The organism is Streptomyces rectiviolaceus (assembly GCF_039533825.1).
Classification (GTDB): domain Bacteria; phylum Actinomycetota; class Actinomycetes; order Streptomycetales; family Streptomycetaceae; genus Streptomyces; species Streptomyces rectiviolaceus.
This window is the reverse complement of record NZ_BAAAUG010000009.1, coordinates 70480-91486: the sequence shown is the minus strand read 5'-3', so window position 1 is coordinate 91486 and position 21007 is coordinate 70480. Positions and strand designations below refer to the sequence as shown.

The 21007-nt window shown below is 70.3% G+C and carries 18 protein-coding genes; 11 read left to right on the top strand and 7 right to left on the bottom strand.

From position 1 onward, the window contains the following. Position 1 precedes the first annotated feature (1 nt). Positions 2-601: a DUF305 domain-containing protein gene (locus ABD378_RS01105; RefSeq protein ID WP_344518324.1), complete on the top strand. Its 600-nt coding sequence runs from the start codon at positions 2-4 to the stop codon at positions 599-601. Positions 602-763: 162 nt separating this feature from the next. Here the strand turns inward: ABD378_RS01105 and ABD378_RS01100 are convergent, their stop codons facing one another. Further along, positions 764-1735, bottom strand: a complete 972-nt coding sequence (locus tag ABD378_RS01100) for a hydroxyacid dehydrogenase (protein WP_386546839.1) — start codon at positions 1733-1735, stop codon at positions 764-766. 359 nt (positions 1736-2094) lie between these two features. Here ABD378_RS01100 and ABD378_RS01095 point away from each other — a divergent pair, with 359 nt between their 5' ends. The 4 genes from ABD378_RS01095 to ABD378_RS01080 all read left to right on the top strand — a co-directional run bounded on the left by ABD378_RS01095 (position 2095) and on the right by ABD378_RS01080 (position 6868). After that, positions 2095-2949, top strand: coding sequence for an ABC transporter permease (locus ABD378_RS01095; protein WP_344518322.1), 855 nt, complete (start codon positions 2095-2097; stop codon positions 2947-2949). A gap of 95 nt (positions 2950-3044) precedes the next feature. Next, on the top strand, positions 3045-3908 hold the full coding sequence (locus tag ABD378_RS01090) for a carbohydrate ABC transporter permease (RefSeq protein WP_344518391.1): 864 nt from the start codon (positions 3045-3047) through the stop codon (positions 3906-3908). An 87-nt stretch (positions 3909-3995) separates the two neighbouring features. Continuing rightward, a complete protein-coding gene (locus ABD378_RS01085) occupies positions 3996-5633 on the top strand; it encodes a type 2 periplasmic-binding domain-containing protein (protein WP_344518321.1) in 1638 nt (545 codons plus the stop codon). Positions 5634-5800: 167 nt separating this feature from the next. Then, positions 5801-6868 (top strand): LacI family DNA-binding transcriptional regulator, encoded by a 1068-nt coding sequence (locus ABD378_RS01080; RefSeq protein WP_344518320.1) that lies wholly within the window; start codon positions 5801-5803, stop codon positions 6866-6868. Positions 6869-6962: 94 nt separating this feature from the next. Here the strand turns inward: ABD378_RS01080 and ABD378_RS01075 are convergent, their stop codons facing one another. Beyond that, complete coding sequence (locus ABD378_RS01075) at positions 6963-7784, bottom strand: alpha/beta fold hydrolase (protein WP_344518319.1); 822 nt, start codon at positions 7782-7784, stop codon at positions 6963-6965. Continuing rightward, entirely contained in the window at positions 7781-8455 is a 675-nt protein-coding gene (locus ABD378_RS01070; protein ID WP_344518390.1) for a DUF998 domain-containing protein, read from the bottom strand. Before ABD378_RS01070 ends, ABD378_RS01075 begins: the two co-directional genes overlap by 4 nt. 242 nt (positions 8456-8697) lie before the next feature. On the opposite strand from ABD378_RS01070, the gene ABD378_RS01065 reads away from it, so the two are divergent. The 3 genes from ABD378_RS01065 (at position 8698) to ABD378_RS01055 (ending at position 12940) form a co-directional block, all read left to right on the top strand. After that, positions 8698-9234, top strand: a complete 537-nt coding sequence (locus ABD378_RS01065; RefSeq protein WP_344518318.1) for a hypothetical protein — start codon at positions 8698-8700, stop codon at positions 9232-9234. A gap of 134 nt (positions 9235-9368) precedes the next feature. Continuing rightward, the gene (locus ABD378_RS01060; RefSeq protein ID WP_344518317.1) at positions 9369-11093 is read left to right on the top strand and encodes a multicopper oxidase family protein; all 1725 of its coding nucleotides are present in this window, start codon (positions 9369-9371) and stop codon (positions 11091-11093) included. 89 nt (positions 11094-11182) lie between these two features. Further along, a complete protein-coding gene (locus ABD378_RS01055) occupies positions 11183-12940 on the top strand; it encodes an NAD+ synthase (RefSeq protein ID WP_344518316.1) in 1758 nt (585 codons plus the stop codon). Between the two features lie 84 nt (positions 12941-13024). Here the strand turns inward: ABD378_RS01055 and ABD378_RS01050 are convergent, their stop codons facing one another. The 4 genes from ABD378_RS01050 to ABD378_RS01035 all read right to left on the bottom strand — a co-directional run bounded on the left by ABD378_RS01050 (position 13025) and on the right by ABD378_RS01035 (position 17862). Beyond that, the gene (locus ABD378_RS01050; RefSeq protein WP_344518389.1) at positions 13025-14254 is read right to left on the bottom strand and encodes an MFS transporter; all 1230 of its coding nucleotides are present in this window, start codon (positions 14252-14254) and stop codon (positions 13025-13027) included. A gap of 148 nt (positions 14255-14402) precedes the next feature. Further along, entirely contained in the window at positions 14403-15425 is a 1023-nt protein-coding gene (locus ABD378_RS01045; protein ID WP_344518315.1) for an endonuclease/exonuclease/phosphatase family protein, read from the bottom strand. A gap of 173 nt (positions 15426-15598) precedes the next feature. Continuing rightward, on the bottom strand, positions 15599-16198 hold the full coding sequence (locus tag ABD378_RS01040; protein WP_344518314.1) for a TetR/AcrR family transcriptional regulator: 600 nt from the start codon (positions 16196-16198) through the stop codon (positions 15599-15601). A gap of 71 nt (positions 16199-16269) precedes the next feature. After that, positions 16270-17862: an MFS transporter gene (locus ABD378_RS01035; protein WP_344518313.1), complete on the bottom strand. Its 1593-nt coding sequence runs from the start codon at positions 17860-17862 to the stop codon at positions 16270-16272. A gap of 156 nt (positions 17863-18018) precedes the next feature. On the opposite strand from ABD378_RS01035, the gene panB reads away from it, so the two are divergent. The 3 genes from panB to ABD378_RS01020 all read left to right on the top strand — a co-directional run bounded on the left by panB (position 18019) and on the right by ABD378_RS01020 (position 20889). After that, positions 18019-18909: a 3-methyl-2-oxobutanoate hydroxymethyltransferase gene (panB, locus tag ABD378_RS01030; RefSeq protein ID WP_344518312.1), complete on the top strand. Its 891-nt coding sequence runs from the start codon at positions 18019-18021 to the stop codon at positions 18907-18909. Positions 18910-19045: 136 nt separating this feature from the next. Beyond that, positions 19046-20065: an ATP-binding cassette domain-containing protein gene (locus ABD378_RS01025; protein ID WP_344518311.1), complete on the top strand. Its 1020-nt coding sequence runs from the start codon at positions 19046-19048 to the stop codon at positions 20063-20065. After that, complete coding sequence (locus ABD378_RS01020; protein WP_344518310.1) at positions 20062-20889, top strand: ABC transporter permease; 828 nt, start codon at positions 20062-20064, stop codon at positions 20887-20889. Before ABD378_RS01025 ends, ABD378_RS01020 begins: the two co-directional genes overlap by 4 nt. The last annotated feature ends 118 nt before the right edge of the window (positions 20890-21007 follow it).

Below are 21007 nucleotides of genomic sequence, written 5' to 3'. Positions count from 1 at the left end.
CGTGGGAGCCGTCGCGGCGTTGGCCGTGGCCGGCGGCGGGATCACGGCCGCGGTCGCCTCGTCGGACGGCTCGTCCGGCACGCCGTCCCCTGCCACGGAGTCGGCCGACGCGGGCTTCGCCCGGGACATGGCGACGCACCACCAGCAGGCCGTGGAGATGTCGTACATCGTGCGCGACCGCACGAAGGACGAGGAGATCCGGCGCCTCGCGTACGACATCGCCCAGACCCAGGCGAACCAGCGGGGCATGCTGCTCGGCTGGCTCGACCTGTGGGAGCTGCCGAAGGTGCCGGAGGGTGCGCCGATGGAGTGGATGGGCATGGGCGACATGCCGCCGGGCAAGGACGGCGCCCTGATGCCGGGGATGGCGACCAACGCTGAGCTCACGAAGCTGAGGAAGCTGGACGGGCGGGCTGCCGAGGTGCGGTATCTCCAGCTGATGGTCAAGCACCACAAGGGCGGGATCCATATGGCCGAGGGGTGTGTGGACCGGTGCGAGGTGAAGGTGGAGCGGCGTCTCGCGCAGGGGATGGTGGATTCTCAGGAGTCGGAGATCGAGCTGATGACTGATTTGTTGAAGGCGCGTGGGGCGAAGCGGTAATTCTCCCCGGCCCCGCACGACCCCGTACGACCTCGCCCGGCCCCGTACAAGATGTCCTCAAACGCCGGACGGGCTGAACTATCAGCCCGTCCGGCGTTTGAGGACGAACTCGGCGAAGCCGGTGATTGACAGCGCGCAGAGCCCGGCAGAAGGGAACCCTCCCTACGCCAACCGCGGCAGCTCCTCCCGCCGAAGCCGCCCCCGCAAAGGCGCCCCCGCCAGAAACCTCTCCACCTCCCCCACCGCGAACTCCCCGAGCCTGCGCACCTCGCTCCCCTGCGCCCCGGCGACATGCGGGGTGACCAGCACGTTCGGGAGTACGAGCAGCGGATGCCCCGCGGGCAGCGGCTCCGGGTCCGTCACGTCCAGGAACGCGTCAAGGCGCCCCGTCCCGCACTCCCGGGCCAGCGCTTCCGTGTCGACCAGTGAGCCGCGCGCCGTGTTGATGACGGTGCCCCCGTCCGGGATCAGCTTCAGCATCTCCTCGCTCACCATGCCGCGCGTCTCGGGGAGTTGGGGCGCGTGGACGGTGACGATCGAGCTGCGCCTGCACAGCTCCGACAGGTCGACCAGCTCCACGCCGAGCCCGGCGGCCTCCTCCCCCGTGACGTAGGGATCGGTCAGGAGCACGCGCCATCCCGCGTCCGAGCCCCGCAGCGCCGCGATCACCCCCCGCCCGATCCGCGACGCCCCGATGACGCCGACGGTGCGGGAGTCCGCGCCCGTGCGCTCGGTGAAGGGCGGCCACCCGTCGGTGTAGCCCGCCGCGGTCGGCAGCGCGCCCTTCGACGCGAAGGTGATCGCGGCCAGCGTGTAGGCCACGACGGGTCCCGCGTTGGCGTCGGCCGCCGATGAGACCACCACGCCCCGGTCCCACAGCGCGTCCGTCACCACGGGTTTCACCGATCCGGCGGCATGCACGAGGGCCCGCAGCCGAGGGGCGTGCACGAGGACCTCCGCCGTGACCGGCGGGCAGTTCCAGCCGGTGACCAGGATCTCCGTGTCGGCGAGCACCGCCCGCGCCTCGGCCCCGGTCAGCGAGCCGGTGAGCAGCGCGGGCGCCAACTCCACACCGCGGGCGAGCCGTTCACGGATGTCCGGTGCGAACACCCGGTCCGCCACGTCCGCGCTCATGGCGAGTGCGGTGATCGGAGCACTGCTCGGTGGACCCTTCAGCTCTGCCTGGTCTGCCACGCGTGACCATCCCTCGTAGTAACCGGTTACCCAACAGCGCCTGGAGGCTAGGCCGAAGTCGGGACGGCGGTCAAGAGATCGCGTGGCCAAGGGGGTTGACCGGGGTTAGTAACCGCTTTAGATTCCGGTCACCTTGTTCCGACAACGGAGGGGCTGCCGTGTCAGCGGTGACGAAGGAACGGACGGAAACCGAGGCGGTGAAGCCGCCCGGCAAGCGCAGTAACAGGCCAAATGGCAACAAAACCAAGCGTGATGAGCGATGGAAACGGTTTCGCTCCTCGCGAGTCCTGCTGCTGCTCATGGTGCCGGGGGTCGCGTACTTCCTGGTGTTCCACTACGGCGCGTTCATCGGGAACGCCGTCGCCTTCAAGGAGTACGTCCCCTTCGACGGCCTCTGGGCCAGCCCCTGGGTCGGCTTCGAGAACTTCGACCGGATGTTCGTCGACCCGGACTTCTGGCACGCGACCTGGAACACCCTCTTCCTCGCGGTGCTCCAACTGGTCTTCTTCTTCCCGGTCCCGCTCGGCCTGGCCCTGCTCCTGCACAGCCTGACCTCGGACCTGACGCGGCGCTTCGTGCAGTCGGTGGTCTACCTCCCGCACTTCCTGTCGTGGGTCATCGTCGTCGCCCTGTTCCAGCAGGTGCTCGCCGACACCGGGCTGCTCAACTCCGTGCTCGGGCAGGCGGGTCTGCACTCCGTCGACATCATCGGCAACCCGGACGCGTACCCGGCGCTCGTCGTCGCGCAGGTCGTCTGGAAGGACGCGGGCTGGGGCACGATCATTTTCCTCGCCGCGCTGATGCAGGTGGACGAGCAGCAGTACGAGGCAGCCGCCATCGACGGGGCGGGGCCCTGGCGCCGCTTCTGGCACGTGACGCTGCCGTCCATCCGGCCGGTCGTCATCCTGCTGCTGATCATGCGGCTCGGCGACATCCTCTCCGTCGGCTTCGAACAGATGCTGCTGCAGCGGCAGTCGGTCGGCCCCGAGGCCGGTGAGGTGCTCGACACCTTCGTCTTCTGGCAGGGCATCGTCGGCGGCGACACCGGATACGCCGCGGCGGCGGGCCTGTTCAAGGGCGTGGTCGGCGCGATTCTCGTCTTCGCGGCCAACAAGGTCGCCCATCGCCTCGGCGAGCAGGGGGTCTACAAGTGAGCACGAGCACGAAAACCGCCGCGATACGCCCCGGGCGCGCGGGACATCCCGGACGCCCCGCACGCCGCCCCGCACGCCCCGTGCGCCCCTCCTGGATGGAGAAGCCCAAGCCGGTCACCCAGGTGGCCAAGGCCCTGGCGATCGTCACCATCCTGGTCATGGTCTTCGTGCCGTTCCTGGTCATCATCTCGACGTCGTTCGCCTCGAACCGCGAGGTCATCGCCAACGGCGGCTGGGTCCTGTGGCCCTCGCACCCGACCCTGCGCGCCTACGAGCAGGTCTTCGAGGGCGGCATCGTCACCAAGGCGCTCGGGGTCAGCGCCGGCATCACGCTCATCGGCACCCTCGCCTCGCTCGCGTGCACCACGTTCCTGGCGTACGCGCTGAGCCGCCCCAAGGTGTACGGCGGGAAGCCGATCCTGCTGATCGTCCTGTTCACGTTCCTCTTCCCGCCCGGCATGATCCCCGCGTTCCTGCTGGTCAAGGGGATGGGGATGCTGGAGAGCTACAGCGCCCTGATCGTCCCCGTCCTCATCAACGTCTTCAATCTGGTCGTCCTGCGCGGCTTCTTCCAGGGCGTTCCCGAGGAGCTGTACGAGGCGGCGCGGCTCGACGGCGCGAACGACTGGCAGATCCTGTGGCGTGTCGTGCTCCCGCTCTCCAAGGCGGCACTCGCGGTGGTCGGCCTCTTCTACGCGGTGAGCTACTGGAACGCCTGGTTCCACGCCTCGATCTATCTGGAGTCCGACCACTGGCCGCTCCAGCAGGTCCTGCGCACGTACGTCATGGGCGGCTCGCAGATCGCGGACACCGGGCTCAGCGACGCCTCGAACGTGTCGGCCCCGCAGACGATGCAGATGGCCGTCCTGGTGATCGCCACCGTGCCGATCCTGATCGTCTACCCCTTCCTGCAGAAGTACTTCACCAAGGGCGTGCTCACGGGCGCCATCAAGAGCTGAGCCACCTCCCGCACCACCGCACCACCGCACGACTCACGACTCACGACTCCGTACGTCCGAAAGGTTGACACTGTGTCCGGTTCCTCGATGTCGCGCCGTACGCTGCTGCGCTCCATAGCCGTCGGCGGGGCCGCGGTCGCGGCCCCCTCCCTGCTCACCGCCTGCTCCACCGAGTCGAGCGGCGGCGGTTCGGTCAGCAACGCCAACAAGAAGGCGGCGCCCTGGCCGACGTACACGCCCGCCAAGGGCCCGACGCCCGACCTCGCGCCGACCGCCGATGGCGTGCAGCCCGGCTTCACCAAGTACCCGCAGAAGCTGGTCACCGCGACGGCCGAGAAGCCGGGCACCGGCAAGCAGAAGATCAAGGTCATGACCATCACCTACGGCACTCCGCCGAAGCCGGTCGGATCGAACAAGTACTGGCAGGCGATGAACGAGGCCCTCGGTGTCGAGGTCGAGTTCTCGGTGGTGCCCGACGCGGACTTCCGCTCCAAGATGTCCACCCTGATGTCAGGCGACGACCTGCCCGACATGATCAACTTCGGTGGCGGATACGTCCTTCCGCGCGAGTCGCAGTTCGTGAAGTCGCGGTGCGCGGACCTCTCCGAGCACCTGTCCGGCGACGCGGTCAAGGACTATCCGAACCTCGCCAACATCCCCACGTACGCGTGGGAGGGCATGGGCCGTGTCGCCGGCCGCATCTACGGGCTCCCGGTCGAGCGCGCCAAGGTGCAGGGCGCGATGTTCATCAACCGCGAGGCCTTCGACAAGGCGGGCTACAAGCCGGGCATGGCGGCGGCCGACTTCCAGACGATGGCCAGGGAGGCCTCGCAGAACAAGAAGTACGCGCTCGGCGCCTCCTCGGTCGGCTTCTTCGGCTACCTCTACCACGCGATGTGGCACGGCGCGCCGAACCAGTGGCAGATCAAGAACGGCAAGGTCACCGACATGTTCGGGACCGACGAGTTCAAGGCCGCCCTCGAGTACATGTCCAAGATGCGCAAGGCGGGCTCGTACAACTCCGACGCCACCTCGATCTCCCAGGTCGACCTCAAGACCCAGTTCTACAACGGCACGGTCCGATCGATGACGGACGGCTGGGGAGCGGTGATCTCCAACGCGCAGGGCATCAAGGACGAGTTCACGCTGGACACCGCCGTTCCGTACGTGGTCGAGGGCGCGACGCCCGTCTACCAGCAGAACCGCGGCTGTTTCGGCTACACCGTCATCAAGAAGGCGTCCAAGGACCGCGTCAAGCTGATGCTGCGGGTCCTGGACTGGCTGGCGTCGCCGTTCGGCTCCAAGGAGTACGAGCTGATGCACTCCGGCGTCGAGGGCACGCACTTCGAGTACGACAAGAACGGCGACCCGATCGCCAACTCGCTGGGCCTGGTGGAGAACAGGACGAACCTCCCCTTCGCCTACCTCATGGACGCGCCGCAGCCGCTGTACTTCCCCGGCTTCGCCGATCTCACCAAGCGGCTGCACACGTGGGAGAAGGCGGTCGTGCCGAACCTCGTCCGTGACGACCACTGGGGGCTGATGTCCGACACGTACAACCGCCAGGGTGCGTCCATGCAGCAGGTGATCGAGGACGGTGTCACGGCGATCGTCTCGGGCCGCAAGAAGCTGTCCGACTGGGACGCGGTCTACAAGAAGTGGCAGACGCAGGGCGGCACCAAGGCGCACGAGGAGTTCGCAAAGGAGTACGAGGCCGCGCACTGATCCGGTCCGGGCGCGGGATGATGATGGTCCGGGGCGGGGCTGCCGCAGGGCAACGCCGCCCCGGATACTGCTACTTGCCACTGCAACTTGCCACTGCAACTTGCCACTGCTGCTTGACTGCTTCTTGACTGCTACTTGGCCCGGATACTGCTACATGAGGAGACACAGTGGGTGAGCGGGTCACCATCCGCGATGTGGCGGCGCGGGCGGGCGTCTCGGTCGCGACCGTCTCGCGGGTCCTGGCGGGCAACTACCCGACGTCGACGGCGTCGCGCGCGAAGGTGCTGCGGGCCGTCAAGGACCTCGACTACGTCGCCAACGCGCACGCACGCGCTCTGGCGGGCGCGGGCCGCAAGACGATCGCGGTGCTCATGTTCGACGTGGTCAGCTCCTTCTACGCGAACGTCGCACAGGGCGTGGAGATGGAGGCCGCCCAGCGGGGCAGGCTCACGCTGGTCGCGTCGACGGGCAGCGATCCCGCCCGCGAGCTGGCCCTGGTGCAGATGATGCGCGAGCAGGCCGCCGAGGCGGTGGTGTTGGTGGGCGGGGTCATCGAGGACGACGAGTACCGCGAGCGGATGGCGCGGTACGCGCAGGCGCTCGCCGCGGCGGGCTCCCGGCTGATCCTGTGCGGGCGTCCCGCGCCTGCGCCGGATGTCCCCGCGCTGGTCGTCGAGTACGACAACGAGGCGGGCGCGTACGCGATCACGAGCCACCTGCTGGGGGCGGGCCACCGCAAAATAGCCCTGATCGGCTACCAGCCGGGCCACACCACGGGCGAGGACCGCGTGGCCGGCTACCTGCGTGCACTGGCGGACCACGGGGTGCCGCGCGACGAGGCGATCCTGCATGGCATCGGCTTCGGGCAGAACCACGGGTACGAGGCGATCATGGACCTCCTCAAGAAGGCGGCCGGCAGGCCGGACTTCACGGCGGTGTTCGCGGGCGACGACAGGGTGGCGGCGGCCACGGTGATCGCACTGCGGGAGCACGGGCTCCGGGTCCCGGAGGACATCTCGGTGGTCGGCTACAACGACGACCCCGTGGCGGCGGACATCACCCCGGGGCTGACGACGGTCCACATCCCCGCGGAGGAGATGGGCAGGACGGCGGTCCGCCTCGCCCTGGCGGGGGCACCTCGGGCAGGCCAGGAGAGGCACCTGCTGGGCACGCACATCGTGATCCGGGAGAGCGTACGGGGGCTCCGGGGGAGCCGGGGGGACGGGGGCTCTTAGCGGGGCGGCGGGGGCCCGGGGGCCGGGGGCACCAGTTCTTTGTGACCCGGCATACCGCCGGGCCAGTGGGAAAGGGCCGTCGTGCAGCGGTGGTTCAGGGGATGGCGGCGGGGCCCAGCACCGCCTCCGCCACGCCCCCCGGGGCGTCCCGCATCAGCAGGTGGCCCGACGGTTCCGCGACGCGGAAGGTCGCGTGCAGCGAGGCGGCGAGGGCCCGCTGCCGGGTCAGCCAGCCCACCGAACCCCCCGAGTACGCGGCGAGAACCGTCACCGGAAGCCGCCCCGGCAGGGGGAACTCCCGCCGGAGCGCGGCGAGTTCGACCGCGGCGTCGCCGTACGTCGCGTACTCCAGGAGTGACCCGAGCAGCACACGGCTCGACCCGTAGACCCGCCGCACCGCATCCGCCCGCGCCCCATCACCCCGCACCGCCACCCTCCGCAACACGGGCCCCGCCGCCCGCGGCAACCCCACCCCACCCAGTACCGCCCCGCACACCCGGGCCGCCCCCACCCGCACCCCGCGCGGGACCCGCACCCTCGGGTGCTCCTCGACGCTGGAGTCGACCAGGACCAGGCCCGACGTACGCGCCGGGAAGAGGCGGGCGAACGCCTCGCAGTGGAAGCCTGCGAGCGAGTGCCCGACCACCGTGGCGGGACGGCCGCCGAAGCCCAGCGCGTCCAGGACCCGCGCGATCCGCTCGGCCTCGCCCACGAGCGTGGGCGGCACACGCGCGTGCCCGCTCAGTCCCGACCCCGGCCGGTCGAATCGGACGACGGTGCGCGACGGGGCGAGGCGCTCCACCACCGCGTCCCAGTCGAACCACGCGAGCCCGAGCCCCGCACTCAGCACGCACACCGGCCCGCTCCCGGTCACCTCCACGTGGTGCGGCACTCCCCCGATCCGTACGAAACTCATCCGCGCCGCACCACAGCACGTGCGAGCAGTCCCAGCCAGACCGCGATCAGCAGCACCTGCAGCCGCTGCCCCACCCCCAGCGCCCACGTGCCGTGCCCCGCGTCGAAGGCGGCGACGGCGGCCAAGGTCCAGGCGGTGGCGGCCAGTTCGAGGAGTACGAGGAGGAGGGCGACGGGGCCCGCGAGGGAGGGCAGGACCCCGTACCCCCCGTACCTTCGCGCCGCGAACGTCAGCGCCACCATCCCCACCAGCGCCCCCGTCACCGCGACACTGCTGCTCACCACGTGCGCCGTGTGCGTCGCGGGCACGAGCCCCGCCCGCTCCCTCGCCACGCACGCCGCGTCGGCGGTCGGCGCGCAGCTCAGCGGCAGCCGGGAGTCGACCGCGGTGGCCGCCCCGAACAGCGCGAGCCCCGCCCACCCCGCGACCGTGCTCCACCGGCGCGGCAGCCACAGCAGTGCGCCCACCGCGGCCGCGAGGACCAGCAGCCCCGCGGTCAGGTCGGTCGTGCGGAACAGCGTGCCGTACGGCTGGTCCCTGGCGGCGAGTTCACTGACGTACGAACTCAGCGGCGAGAGCCCCGTCCCGAGGAACAGTTCGAGGATCCACGTGCTGTAGGAGACCGCGCCGAGCGTCAGGAGGGCCGAGACGGCGACGGCCCGAGCGCGGATGGGGGTGGTGGCGGGGACGGGGGTGGGGCGGGGCTCCGTCGGTGTCGTCGGCACGGCAGGACGGACGGCGCTATCCGGCGGCGACACGCGTGCCCCCGCCGTCCCCGCCGTCCCCGCCGTCCCCGCCGTCCCAGACTGACGCGGTCCGCACCATTTTGTTCGTGTTCGTCATGGGCTCATGATCAGTGGGGTGCAGGGGGCCCGCATGTCGCGGAATACCCGCCGGGGGTAAGGTTCCGCCCATGGCGGCCATGAAGAGATCAGCGAACGGCAGGCAGCTCCTGCTGCTCGCCGCGCTGCTCTTCGGCATCGTGACGATGCATACGCTGGGCCATCCGACGGGCCACTCCACCGGCCCCACGACGGGCCACCCCACGGGCCACTCCACGGCCCCCGCGACGGCACACTCGACGGGTCACTCGACGGGTGACTCGACGAGCCACGGAAGCGGGCCCGAACAGGCCGCCGGGCAGCATGAGATGAGCGCCCTCGACTCGGCACCACCAGGCGTGCCCGAAGGCACTACCCACGCCGCCCAGGCCCCCTCACCCCTCGTGGCCGCGTCGGCCCCCGTCGGCATGGACGGGATGGACCCGCTGTCCGTCTGCCTGGCCGTACTCGCCGCGCTCACCCTCGTACTGCTGCTGAAGGCAGGCCTGCTGCGGCCCGGCGGCTTCGTCGTCGCCGCGCGTCCGCTCGCCCGGCTGCTCGACGGGCTGCGGCCCGATCCACCGCCGCCCCGCATACTCCTCGCCCACCTCTCGGTGCTGCGCATTTAGGCCGACGCACCGGCTGCTTCACGCTGCCCGCGTCCGGGCGGGGTCCTTGATGGAACCTCCGGGCGTCGAGCGGTGTATCAGAAGCAGCAGATGCGCCCATCTGCACGCACCACTACGACGAGGTGTACTCAGCCATGCGCGATCAACCCCTGCGCACCCCTTCACGCCGCACCCCCTCGCGCCGCACCCTGCTCGGCGCCGCGACCGCCGTCGCCGGTTCCGGAATCCTGACGGCCTGTTCCGGCTCCGGTTCGGACTCCGGCCACGCGGGACACGGCGGCGGCTCCGAGCCCGAGGGCCGTCCCGAGGGCTATGTCGACCCCTCCGGCAAGGAGGTCGCCGCCGCGGAGAAGAAGCGAGCCGGCGGCGGCACGGTCCGTGAGGTGAAGCTCATGGCCACGCCGGCCAAGCTCGACCTCGGCGGCCGCACGGTCAAGACCTGGGCGTACGGCGACCAGCTGCCCGGCAAGGAAGTCCGCGTCACGGCGGGCGACACCCTCGCCCTCACGCTCGCCAACCACCTCCCCCAGGCCACGTCCCTGCACTGGCACGGCCTGGCCCTGCGCAACGACATGGACGGCGTCCCCGGCCTCACCCAGAAGAGCATCAAGCCGGGCGCCGACTTCACCTACCGCTTCGCGGTGCCGCACCCGGGGACGTACTGGTTCCATCCCCACTCGGGCACACAGCAGGACCGCGGTCTGTACGCACCACTGATCGTCGAGGACCCCAAGGAGCCCTTGAAGTACGACAAGGAGTGGGTCGTCGTCCTGGACGACTGGGTCGACGGGGTGGACGGATCGACACCGGACGCCGTGCTCGCGGAGCTCGGCAAGGGTATGAGCGGCCACGACATGGGTGGCGACGGCGACGGGGGAGGTGACACGGGTGGCGGCGGCATGGACCACGGCGGCCACGACATGTCGAACATGTCGCTGCGGACCGACGCGACACCGAAGCCCGACGCCAAGCCGTCCGGACCCTCAGACCCCTCGGGGCCCTCAGAGCCCTCGGGGCCTTCAGGACCCTCCCGCATGATGATGGGCGCCAAGAGCGACCTGCTGGGCGGCGACGCGGGCGACGTGGCGTACCCGCACTACTTGATCAACGGCCGCACACCGGACGCCCCTTCCTCCTTCAAGGCCCGCCCCGGCGACCGCATCCGCCTGCGCATCATCAACGCGGGCGGCGACACCGCCTTCCGGGTGGCGCTCGGCGGCCACGAGATGACGGTGACGCACACGGACGGCTTCCCGGTGGAGCACGCGAGGACGGACGCGCTGCTGCTCGGCATGGGCGAGCGCTATGACGTCCTGGTCACCGCCAAGGACGGCGCGTTCCCGCTGACCGCGGCGGCCGAGGGCAAGAAGGCGGCGGCGCTCGCGGTCCTCCGCACGGGCGGCGGCGCGGCCCCCTCTCCCTCGACCCGGCCCAAGGAGCTGAAGGGCCGCCTCCTGACGGCGGACAAGCTGCGGGCGGCGCGCTCGGTGGCCCTCCCGTCCCGCAAGCCGGACCGCACGATCAGGCTCCGGCTGACCGGCGGAATGGCGAAGTACGACTGGGCCTTCGACAAGAAGCCCTACTCCCCCGACCGCCGCCACCCGGTCCGCGCGGGCGAGCGGGTCCGCCTGGTCTTCGCCAACTCGACGACGATGTGGCACCCGGTCCACCTGCACGGCCACACGTTCGCCCTGGCGAACACGGCAGGCGGCCCCCGCAAGGACACGGCGATCATCCTGCCGAACGGCACCCTGACGGTGGACTTCGACGCCGACAACCCGGGCCTGTGGATGATCCACTGCCACAACGTCTATCACTCGGAGGCAGGCATGATGACGGTCCTCGGCTACCGCGGCTGACCGGCGACCTACCCCGTGGGGCGTCCCAGTGGGGCGCCCCACACCCGCCCGGCAGGGCATCGCGTCGCTCTGACGATTACACTGGCCCCGTGCCTCAACTACGCCTCGCACTGAATCAGATCGACTCGACCGTCGGCGATCTCGCCGGGAACGTCGAGGCCATCGTCCATTGGACCCGGCACTCCGCCGAGCAGGGAGCGCACCTCGTCGCGTTTCCCGAGATGGCGCTGACCGGCTATCCCGTCGAGGACCTCGCCCTGCGGTCGTCCTTCGTCGACGCCTCGCGGGAGGCGTTGCGCGCGCTCGCCGTGCGGCTGAACGACGAGGGGTACGGCGAGCTGCCGGTCGTCGTCGGTTATCTCGACCGCACCGAGGAGGCCAAGCCCAAGTACGGCCAGCCGGCAGGTGCGCCGCGTGACGCCGCCGCCGTGCTGCACCGCGGCGAGGCCGTCCTGACGTACTCCAAGCACCACCTGCCGAACTACGGCGTCTTCGACGAGTTCCGCTACTTCGTGCCGGGCGAGACCCTGCCGATCGTGCGGGTGCACGGCGTCGACGTCGCGCTCGCCATCTGCGAGGACCTCTGGCAGGACGGCGGCCGCGTCCCGGCGACGCGCACCGCGGGGGCGGGTCTCCTGCTCTCCATCAACGCGTCGCCGTACGAGCAGAACAAGGACGACGTGCGGCTCGAGCTCGTGCGCAAGCGTGCGCAGGAAGCCGGCTGCACCACCGCCTACCTCGCCATGATCGGCGGCCAGGACGAGATCGTCTTCGACGGTGACTCGGTCGTCGTGGACCGGGACGGTGAAGTCATCGCGCGGGCCCCGCAGTTCGCCGAGGGGTGTGTGGTCCTCGATCTGGAGCTGCCGGCCGCCGCGGCCGAGCCGCCGTCGGGCATCGTGGACGACGGGCTGCGGATCGAGCATGTCACCCTCTCGGATGAGCCCCTCGCCGCGTACGAGCCGGAGCTCACCGGTGGGTACGCCGAGCGGCTCGACGACGACGAAGAGGTGTACTCGGCGCTGGTCGTCGGGCTGCGCGCGTACGCCGCGAAGAACGGGTTCAGCAGCGTCCTGATCGGTCTCTCAGGAGGCATCGACTCGGCGATCACCGCCGCGCTCGCCTGCGACGCGCTCGGCGCCCAGAACGTGTACGGCGTCGCCATGCCGTCCCGCTACTCCTCGGACCACTCCATCAGTGACGCGGAGGATCTGGCCCGGCGCACGGGGCTGAACTTCCGCACCGTGCCGATCGCCCCGATGTTCGACGCGTACATGGGGTCGCTGGGTCTCACCGGGCTCGCCGAGGAGAACCTGCAGTCGCGGCTGCGCGGCACGATGCTGATGGCCATCTCCAACCAGGAGGGCCACATCGTCCTCGCCCCGGGCAACAAGTCCGAGCTGGCGGTGGGGTATTCGACGCTCTACGGCGACTCGGTCGGGGCGTACGGGCCGATCAAGGACGTCTACAAGTCCTTGATCTTCCGGCTCGCCGAGTGGCGCAACCGCGCGGCCGTCGAGCGTGGGCAGACGCCGCCCATCCCGGAGAACTCCATCAGCAAGCCGCCGAGCGCGGAGCTGCGGCCCGACCAGGTGGACACGGACTCGCTGCCGGACTATCCCGTCCTCGACGCGATCCTGGAGCTGTACGTCGACCGCGACCAGGGCGCGGACGCGATCGTCGCCGCCGGGTACGACCGGGAGCTGGTCGTGAAGACGCTGCGGATGGTGGACACCGCCGAGTACAAGCGGCGGCAGTACCCGCCGGGCACGAAGATCTCCGCGAAGGGTTTCGGCAAGGACCGTCGCCTGCCGATCACCAATCGGTGGCGGGAGAAGTCCGTCTGACGGTAACGGGTGGGTGGGCGGGGAAGATCCGCCGCGAAGCGGCGGTTCAGTCGCCCACCCCCGTGTCACCGGGAACGACGAGCACTACCGACGGGACGTCTCCCGCAGCGGCTTCCCCGAAGCCACCAGCCGCTCACCGCCCGCCGCAGGCGCAGGCGCAGGCGCAGGCGACCGCAGGTCCACCAAGTACGCCACTCCGGCCACTCCAAGGCCAAGCACCGCCAGGCCCGCGCCCACCACGGCCGGTGACGTCACCCCGAAGCCCGCTGCCAGAGCGAGGCCGCCGACCCACGCGCCGCCCGCGTTGGCGAGGTTGAACGCGGCCTGGTTGGCGGACGAGGCGAGGGACGGGGCCGCGGACGCCTTCTCCATGACCATCAGCTGCAGGGGCGAACCCGTCGTGAAGGCGGCCATGCCGAGCAGCGTCACCGCGAGCGCCGCGCTCCACGCCGTCCCCATGAGGACCGGGAACAGGGCGAGGACCACGACAAGCGCCGTGAGTCCGCCGAAGAGCGTGCCCCGCAGGGAGTGGTCGGCGAGCCGGCCGCCGAGCAGGTTGCCCGCCGTGGCGCCGACACCGAACAGCGCCAGAAGCAACGTAACGCTGGATTCCGCGTAGCCCGCGGCATCGGTAAGCATCGGCGTCACATAGCTGTACGCCGAGAACAGCGCCCCGAAGCCCGCCACTGTCGTGCCGAGCGCGAGCCACACCGGAACGCTGCCGAGCGCCCGGAGTTCCCCGCGCAGGCCGCCGCTCTCGCCGTGGCCGTGGTCGGCGGGGACGAGCAGCGCGAGCGCGGTGATCGCCGCGAGGCCGATCGCGCTGACCGCGAGGAACGTCGCGCGCCAGCCGAGCTGTTGTCCCATCGCCGTGGCGACGGGCACGCCCACGATGTTGGCGACGGTCAGGCCGAGGAACATCAGCGAGACGGAGCGCGCCTTGCGCTCGGGAGCGACCAGGCCGGTGGCGACGACCGCGCCGACGCCGAAGAACGCGCCGTGCGGGAGGCCGCTCAGGAAGCGGGCGGCCATCAGCCAGTGGTAGTCGGGTGCCGCGGCCGACAGCGCGTTGCCGGCGACGAAGAGCACCATCAGGCCGATGAGGACCCGGCGGCGCGGCATGCGCGCGGTGACCGCGGCGAGCAGCGGGGCGCCGATGACGACACCCAGGGCGTAGGCCGAGACCAGGTGCCCGGCGGTGGGGATGGATATGTGCAGGTCGTCGGCGACGTTGGGCAGCAGGCCCATCATCACGAACTCGGTCGTACCGATGCCGAAGGCGCCCACGGCTAGGGCGAGCAGGGCCAGGGGCATGAAGAACCTTCCGGGGGAGCGCATGAGGGAGTGGTGTTCCGTAAGTTTACGTACGGAACAAAGTCTCTCAGGCCCAGTATTCCGCGAGGTTAAGAATGGATGTGCGCCACGTGGCGGAGACTGGCCCGCTCCCCCCGGTCGCCCGAGGCTAAAGCTCGACGCGCGCCGCCACCGGCAGGTGATCGCTGCCCGTCTCCGGCAGCGTCCACGACGACATCGGCTCGACGCCCTTCACCATGATCTGGTCGATCCGGGCCATCGGGAACGACGCGGGCCAGCTGAAGCCGAACCCGTCGCCCGCCGCGCCCTGCGTGGAGCGCATCTGCGAGGTGACCGCGTTCAGGGCGCGGTCGTTCATCGTGCCGTTCAGGTCGCCGAGCAGCACGACCTTGGAGACCTGCTCGTCGGCGATCGCCTCGCCCAGCGCGTCCGCGCTCGCGTCACGCTGGTTGGCGGTGAAGCCCGCGTCCAGCTTGACCCGCACCGACGGCAGGTGGGCGACGTACACGGCGACCTCGCCCTTGGGACTTGCGACCGTCGTCCGCATCGCGCGCGTCCAGCCCAGCTTGATGTCGACGGGCTTGGTGCCGGTCAGCGGGTACTTGCTCCACAGGCCGACCGTGCCCTGCACCGAGTGGTACTTGTACGTGCCTGCCAGGGCCTTCTCGTACGTCGGGACGGCGTCCGCCGTGAGCTCCTCCAGGGCCACGACGTCGGCGCCGGAAGCGGCGACGTCACGGGCGGTGCCCGTCGGGTCGGCGTTCTCCGCGTTCACGTTGTGGGTGGCGACCGTCAGGTCGCCGCCGGCGCCGGACTTGTCTGAGATCAGGCCGCCGAAGGAGCTGACCCAGAGGACCGCCGGAAGCAGCACGGCGATCAGCGCGGTGGCGGACTTACGGACGAAGCCGATGACGAGCAGCACCGGCACGAGAACGCCGAGCCAGGGCAGGAACGTCTCGATGAGGCTGCCGAGGTTGCCGACGCCGTTCGGGATCTGCGCGTGGAAGAGCATCACCAGGGCGAGCAGCACGGCGACCCCGGCCGTGACGAGCCCACGCCTCCAGATGCCCCGGTCACCGCGCCAACCGTCGGCCAGGCGCCGGAACCGGGACCCCTGGCGGTCAGGCCCCGAGCCGCCGTTGCCCGTCTCCGTCACATACGCCTGCGCCATACGCTCGTCGCCTCACTGGTGCCGTGCAACCGTCCTCGCCCCTGAAACCCTAGGCGATGATCGGGTGTCCTCCCCGCCGTCCGTGACGGCCGTACGGGACGAGGACGAGCAGGGTGGCGCGGTGGGTTCCGCATCTGTGCGCACAACGGGCCGCTGTGACGAAACGCGCACATTCACCCCGTGGGCCGCAGCCCCGCGAGCACGGTGTCCACGATCCGCTCGGCGAGGTCCTCGTCGAGCGGCGCGTCCGGGCGCAGGACGGTGCGCACGAGCATGGGGCCGACGAAGAGGTCGTTGGCGAGCACGATGTCGACGTCGGCGCGCAGTTCGCCGTTCTCGACGCCGCGGCGCAGCACGCCGATCATGACGCGGCGCTGCGGTTCGACGACGGTCGCGTGGTACGCCTCCCACAGCTTGGGCAGGCTCTTCATCTGCGCGAAGACGTTGTGCAGGAGCGCGGAGGACCTCATGTTCACGCCGCGCCTGCGCAGATGGTCGAGGAGCGTGACGAGATCCCCGCGCATGGACTCACCCGCCAGTTCGGGAGGGGGGTCGTCCACGCCGCGCAGGATGTCGACGAAGAGCTCCTCCTTGCCGCTCCAGCGGCGGTAGATGGTGGCCTTGCCCACACCCGCCGTCCGCGCGATCCGCTCGATGGAGAGGTCGGCGAGGGGCACACCGTCCTCGATCATCTTCAGGACGCCCTCGACGATCGACCGCTCCACGGCCTCGCTGCGGGGGCGCCCCCGGACGCTTTTGGCGATGTGGGCCACGTCTGTCTGCTCCGTCTCTCGTCGTCCGCCGGTCTGCCGTTCTGCCGTTCTGCCGGGCCGATTGTCCCCGATCAGTGCCCCGCGCCCACCGGGTCGGCCTCCTTCCGCTCCGCCTCCGGCTCCTGGGGTGTGCGGCCCGGCAGGAACAGGGCGACGACCACGACGCCGATCAGGGCGACGCCCGCGCCGCAGAGCGCCGTGATGTGCATGGCGTGCAGGAACGAGTCGTGGGCCGCGGTCACCAGCGGTTCGCCGCGCGGGCCGAGCTTGGCGGCGACACCGAGGGTGGCCTCGATGGACTCGCCCGCCGCGTGCCGTGCGTCGGCGGGCAGCAGGGTGAGCTTGTCCTCGACGCCGCTGCGGTAGGCCGCGGAGAGCACGGAGCCGAGCACCGCGATGCCCAGGGCGCCGCCGACCTGCCGGAAGGTGTTGCTCAGCGCGGAGGCGGAGCCCGCCTTCTCGCGGGGCAGCGCCTGCATGATGACGACGCTGGCCGGCGTCATGATGTGCGCCATGCCGGTGCCCATCAGGAAGAAGATGACCTCCAGGATCCAGATCGGCGTATCGGCCTCCAGGGTCGTGAAGGCGGCGAGCATCGCGGCCAGGAGCAGAAGACCGCCCGTGCACACGGCGCGGACGCCGAAGCGGTCGACGACGAGGCGGGCACGCGGCGCGAAGATGAGCTGCGCAGCGGCGAGCGGCAGCATCAACAGGCCGGTCTGCAGCGGTGAGTAGCCCCGCACGCTCTGCGTGTAGAAGACCGCGAAGAACGTCACGCCCATCAGCGCGAAGAAGACGAGCGCGAGGGAGCTGATCGCCGCCGAGAAGACACGGTTCTTGAAGTACGAGATGTCGATGGAGGGGTGGTCGCTGCGCTTCTCGTACAGCACGAAGCCGACGAGGACGGCGATGCCCAGGGCGACGGTTCCGAGGACGGCGGGGTCGGTGAAGTCGGCCAGCTGGCCGCCCTTGATGATGCCGTAGACGAGCAGGACGAGGCCGACGACGGACAGGCCCACGCCCACCAGGTCGATCCGGCCCGGCTTGGGGTCGCGCGATTCGGGGACGAGCCAGATCATCAGGCCGATCGCGACGATCACGATCGGCACGTTCACCAGGAAGACCGAGCCCCACCAGAAGTGGTCGAGCAGTACGCCGCCGGTGATGGGCCCGATCGCGATGGCGAGGCCGACGCCGCCCGCCCAGATGCCGATGGCCTTGGGCTGCTCGTCGCGCTCGAAGACGTTCATCAGGACGGCGAGGGTGGCGGGCATCACGAAGGCTGCGCCCAGGCCCATCACCGCGCGGAACAGGATGAGCTGGACGGGTGAGCCGGACTCTGCGGCGAGCGCGGAGCCGATGCCGAAGACGGCGAGGCCCGCGAGCAGCACCTTCTTGCGGCCGAGCCGGTCACCCAGCAGCCCTGCCGTGAAGAGGAGTCCGGCGAAGACCAGCGTGTAGGAGTTGATGGCCCACTCCAGGTCGCCCTGGGTGGCGCCGAGGCCCGTGGGCTCCGGGGTCGAGATCGTCTTGATGGCGACGTTCAGGATCGAGTTGTCGAGCACCACGATCAGCAGGCTCAGCATCAGGACGCCGAGGATCGCCCACCGACGCCGGTGGACGGCTTCCGGTATGCGTGGGGTGGTGACGGCGGGAGTAGTCATGGCTTCCACCCTAAAGCCATTTCGATACGAGACCGTCTCGTATTGTAAAGACTTTACCCAGGGGTCCACTAGCCGACGGGCGGCACGCGATGCCACCATGGAGGTGATCCGGGGACGCCGTCAGGGCGCCTCGAGATGAGAGAAGGAGCCGTTGCGATGACGCAACTTTCGGCTGCCCAGAACCAGCCTGCGGGGCCCGCCGCGAGCCAGTCCACCGACAGCAGCAAGGCGCTGTACGGAGGCAAGAGCACCCGCCGCATCACCGTGCGGGACATCGCCGCCGCCAAGGAGCGGGGCGAGAAGTGGCCCATGCTCACCGCGTACGACGCGATGACCGCGTCCGTCTTCGACGAGGCCGGCATCCCCGTGATGCTGGTCGGCGACTCGGCGGGCAACTGTCACCTCGGGTACGAGACGACCGTGCCCGTCACCCTCGACGAGATGACCATGCTGTCCGCCGCCGTCGTACGGGGCACGTCGCGTGCCCTGATCGTCGGCGACCTGCCCTTCGGTTCGTACCAGGAGGGACCGGTCCAGGCCCTCCGCTCGGCGACGCGCCTGGTGAAGGAGGCCGGGGTCGGCGCGGTGAAGCTGGAGGGCGGCGAACGCTCGCTCCCCCAGACCGAGCTGCTCGTCTCCTCCGGCATCCCGGTCATGTCCCACCTCGGCCTCACGCCGCAGTCCGTGAACACCATGGGCTACCGCGTCCAGGGCCGCGGCGACGAGGCGGCGCACCGCCTTCTGAGCGACGCGAAGGCCGCGCAGGACGCGGGTGCGTTCGCGGTGGTCCTCGAACTGGTCCCGGCGGAGCTGGCGGCCGAGGTCACCCGCTCCCTGCACATCCCGACGGTCGGGATCGGCGCGGGCGCGGGCTGCGACGCGCAGGTCCTGGTCTGGACGGACATGCTGGGCCTCACCGGCGGCAAGATGCCGCGCTTCGTGAAGCAGTACGCGGATCTGCGGGCGGTGATGGGCGGCGCCGCCAAGGCCTTCGCGGACGACGTGGTGGGCGGTACGTTCCCCGCCGCGGAACACTCGGTCCACTAGAGCCATAGCGGCACCACCGGCAGCCCGTCGATTTCCCCCGTCGACGGGCTGTCCGCTTTTCCCTCGCGGGGGCCCCACCGCCCAGGTGTAGGCGCTCTGTCGGTGGTTTGTCGGTGGCGGCTGACACTCTTGCGGCATGACGCGAATCAACAACACCCCCGGCGGCGCCGGAAGCGCCGTCACCGTGAGGGGACTGGTCAAGCACTACGGCGAGACCAAAGCACTGGACGGCGTGGACGTCGACGTACGCGAGGGCACGGTCCTCGGCGTGCTCGGCCCGAACGGCGCCGGCAAGACCACCCTCGTACGCTGCCTCTCCACCCTCATCACCCCGGACTCGGGCTCGGCCGTCGTGGCCGGGTACGACGTCGTCAAGCAGCCCCGCCAGCTCCGCCGGGTCATAGGCCTGACCGGCCAGTACGCATCCGTGGACGAGAAGCTCTCCGGGCGCGAGAACCTCTACATGATCGGGCGCCTCCTCGACCTCTCCCGCAAGGAGGCCAGGTCGAGGGCCGACGCCCTGCTCGAGCGGTTCTCGCTCACCGAGGCGGCGAACCGCCCCGCCAAGACGTACTCCGGCGGCATGCGCCGACGCCTCGACCTCGCGGCGTCGATGATCGGCAGCCCGTCCGTCCTCTACCTGGACGAGCCGACCACCGGCCTCGACCCCCGCACCCGCAACGAGGTGTGGGCCGAGGTCAAGCGCATGGTCACCGACGGCGTCACCGTGCTGCTCACCACGCAGTACATGGAGGAGGCCGAGCAGCTCGCCTCCGAGCTGACCGTCATCGACCGCGGCAAGGTCATCGCCAACGGCGGCATCGACGAGCTGAAGGCGAAGGTCGGCGGCCGCACCCTGCGCATCCGCCCGGCCGACCCGCTGGAGCTGCGCCCGCTGGCCGGCGCGCTCGACGACATGGGCCTGACCGGTCTCGCAAGCTCAACCGTGGACACCGAGTCCGGCACGATCCTTGTGCCGATCCTCAGCGACGAGCAGCTCACCGCCGTGGTCGGCGCGGTCACCGCGCGCGGCATCACGATCGGCTCGATCGCCACCGAACTGCCCAGCCTGGACGAGGTGTTCCTCTCCATCACCGGCCAGAAGGCCAGCGCCCCGCAGGACGTCCGCCCCGAACTCGAGGAGGTTGCCGTATGAGCAGCACCACTCTCACGCCGCCCCTCCACGAGGGAGAGGCCGACGCCCGCATAGGTCTGCGCGACCATGTGCGCCACACCAGCGCCCTGGTCCGCCGCAATCTGCTCTGGATCCGCCAGGACCCGGAGTCGATGCTCGACGCGATCCTGATGCCGATCATCTTCACCCTCCTGTTCGTGTACGTCTTCGGCGGCTCCATCGGGCAGGCGCTCGGCGGCGGTCAGGACGCGTACGTGCAGTACGTGGTGCCGGGCATGATGGCGATGATGAGCATGAACATCGCCATGGCCGTCGGCACCGGCTTCAACCAGGACTTCCAGAACGGCATCATGGACCGCTTCCGGACCCTGCCGATCGGCCAGGGTTCGGTGCTCTTCGCCAAGATCGTGGTGGAGCTCATGCGGATGCTCGTCGCGACGGCGGTCATGATGGTCGTCGGTGTCCTGGTGGGCTTCGACATCACCAACTGGGCCGGTCTGTTCGCCGCCGTGGGCCTGTCCGCGCTCTTCGGCTCGGCCATCATGTGGATCTTCCTGGTCCTCGGCGTCTCGCTGAAGAGCGCCCAGTCCGTGCAGGCGATGGGCTTCCTGGTCCTGATGCCGCTGCAGTTCGGTTCGTCGATCTTCGCGCCGACGCAGTCCATGCCGGGCTGGCTGCAGGCCTTCACCGACTACAACCCGCTGTCCTCGCTCGCGGACTCCGCGCGCGGCCTGATGGTGGGCGGCCCGGTCGCCCACGACATCTGGGTGACGGTCGGCTGGTCGACGGTGCTCACCCTGGTGATGGCGCCGATCGCGATCCACAAGTTCCGTACGAAGAACTGAGGTTGCGTACGAAGAGCTGAGCGCGGATCCGTCAGCCGATGTGCCTGTCTCAGAGGGCGGCGGCCTCCTCCACGGAGAGTCCGCCGCCTTCCGCGTACGCGGCCTCGTACGCGGCGTC

Coding starts and splice junctions, on each gene's coding strand:
- ABD378_RS01060 (WP_344518317.1), top strand. CDS start 9,369: ATGCGCGATCAACCCCTGCGCACCCCTTCACGCCGCACCCCCTCGCGC.
- ABD378_RS01065 (WP_344518318.1), top strand. CDS start 8,698: ATGGCGGCCATGAAGAGATCAGCGAACGGCAGGCAGCTCCTGCTGCTC.
- ABD378_RS01020 (WP_344518310.1), top strand. CDS start 20,062: ATGAGCAGCACCACTCTCACGCCGCCCCTCCACGAGGGAGAGGCCGAC.
- ABD378_RS01045 (WP_344518315.1), bottom strand. CDS start 15,425: ATGGCGCAGGCGTATGTGACGGAGACGGGCAACGGCGGCTCGGGGCCT.
- ABD378_RS01095 (WP_344518322.1), top strand. CDS start 2,095: ATGGTGCCGGGGGTCGCGTACTTCCTGGTGTTCCACTACGGCGCGTTC.
- panB (WP_344518312.1), top strand. CDS start 18,019: ATGACGCAACTTTCGGCTGCCCAGAACCAGCCTGCGGGGCCCGCCGCG.
- ABD378_RS01075 (WP_344518319.1), bottom strand. CDS start 7,784: ATGAGTTTCGTACGGATCGGGGGAGTGCCGCACCACGTGGAGGTGACC.
- ABD378_RS01050 (WP_344518389.1), bottom strand. CDS start 14,254: ATGCCCCTGGCCCTGCTCGCCCTAGCCGTGGGCGCCTTCGGCATCGGT.
- ABD378_RS01090 (WP_344518391.1), top strand. CDS start 3,045: ATGGAGAAGCCCAAGCCGGTCACCCAGGTGGCCAAGGCCCTGGCGATC.
- ABD378_RS01025 (WP_344518311.1), top strand. CDS start 19,046: ATGACGCGAATCAACAACACCCCCGGCGGCGCCGGAAGCGCCGTCACC.
- ABD378_RS01100 (WP_386546839.1), bottom strand. CDS start 1,735: ATGAGCGCGGACGTGGCGGACCGGGTGTTCGCACCGGACATCCGTGAA.
- ABD378_RS01085 (WP_344518321.1), top strand. CDS start 3,996: ATGTCGCGCCGTACGCTGCTGCGCTCCATAGCCGTCGGCGGGGCCGCG.
- ABD378_RS01035 (WP_344518313.1), bottom strand. CDS start 17,862: ATGACTACTCCCGCCGTCACCACCCCACGCATACCGGAAGCCGTCCAC.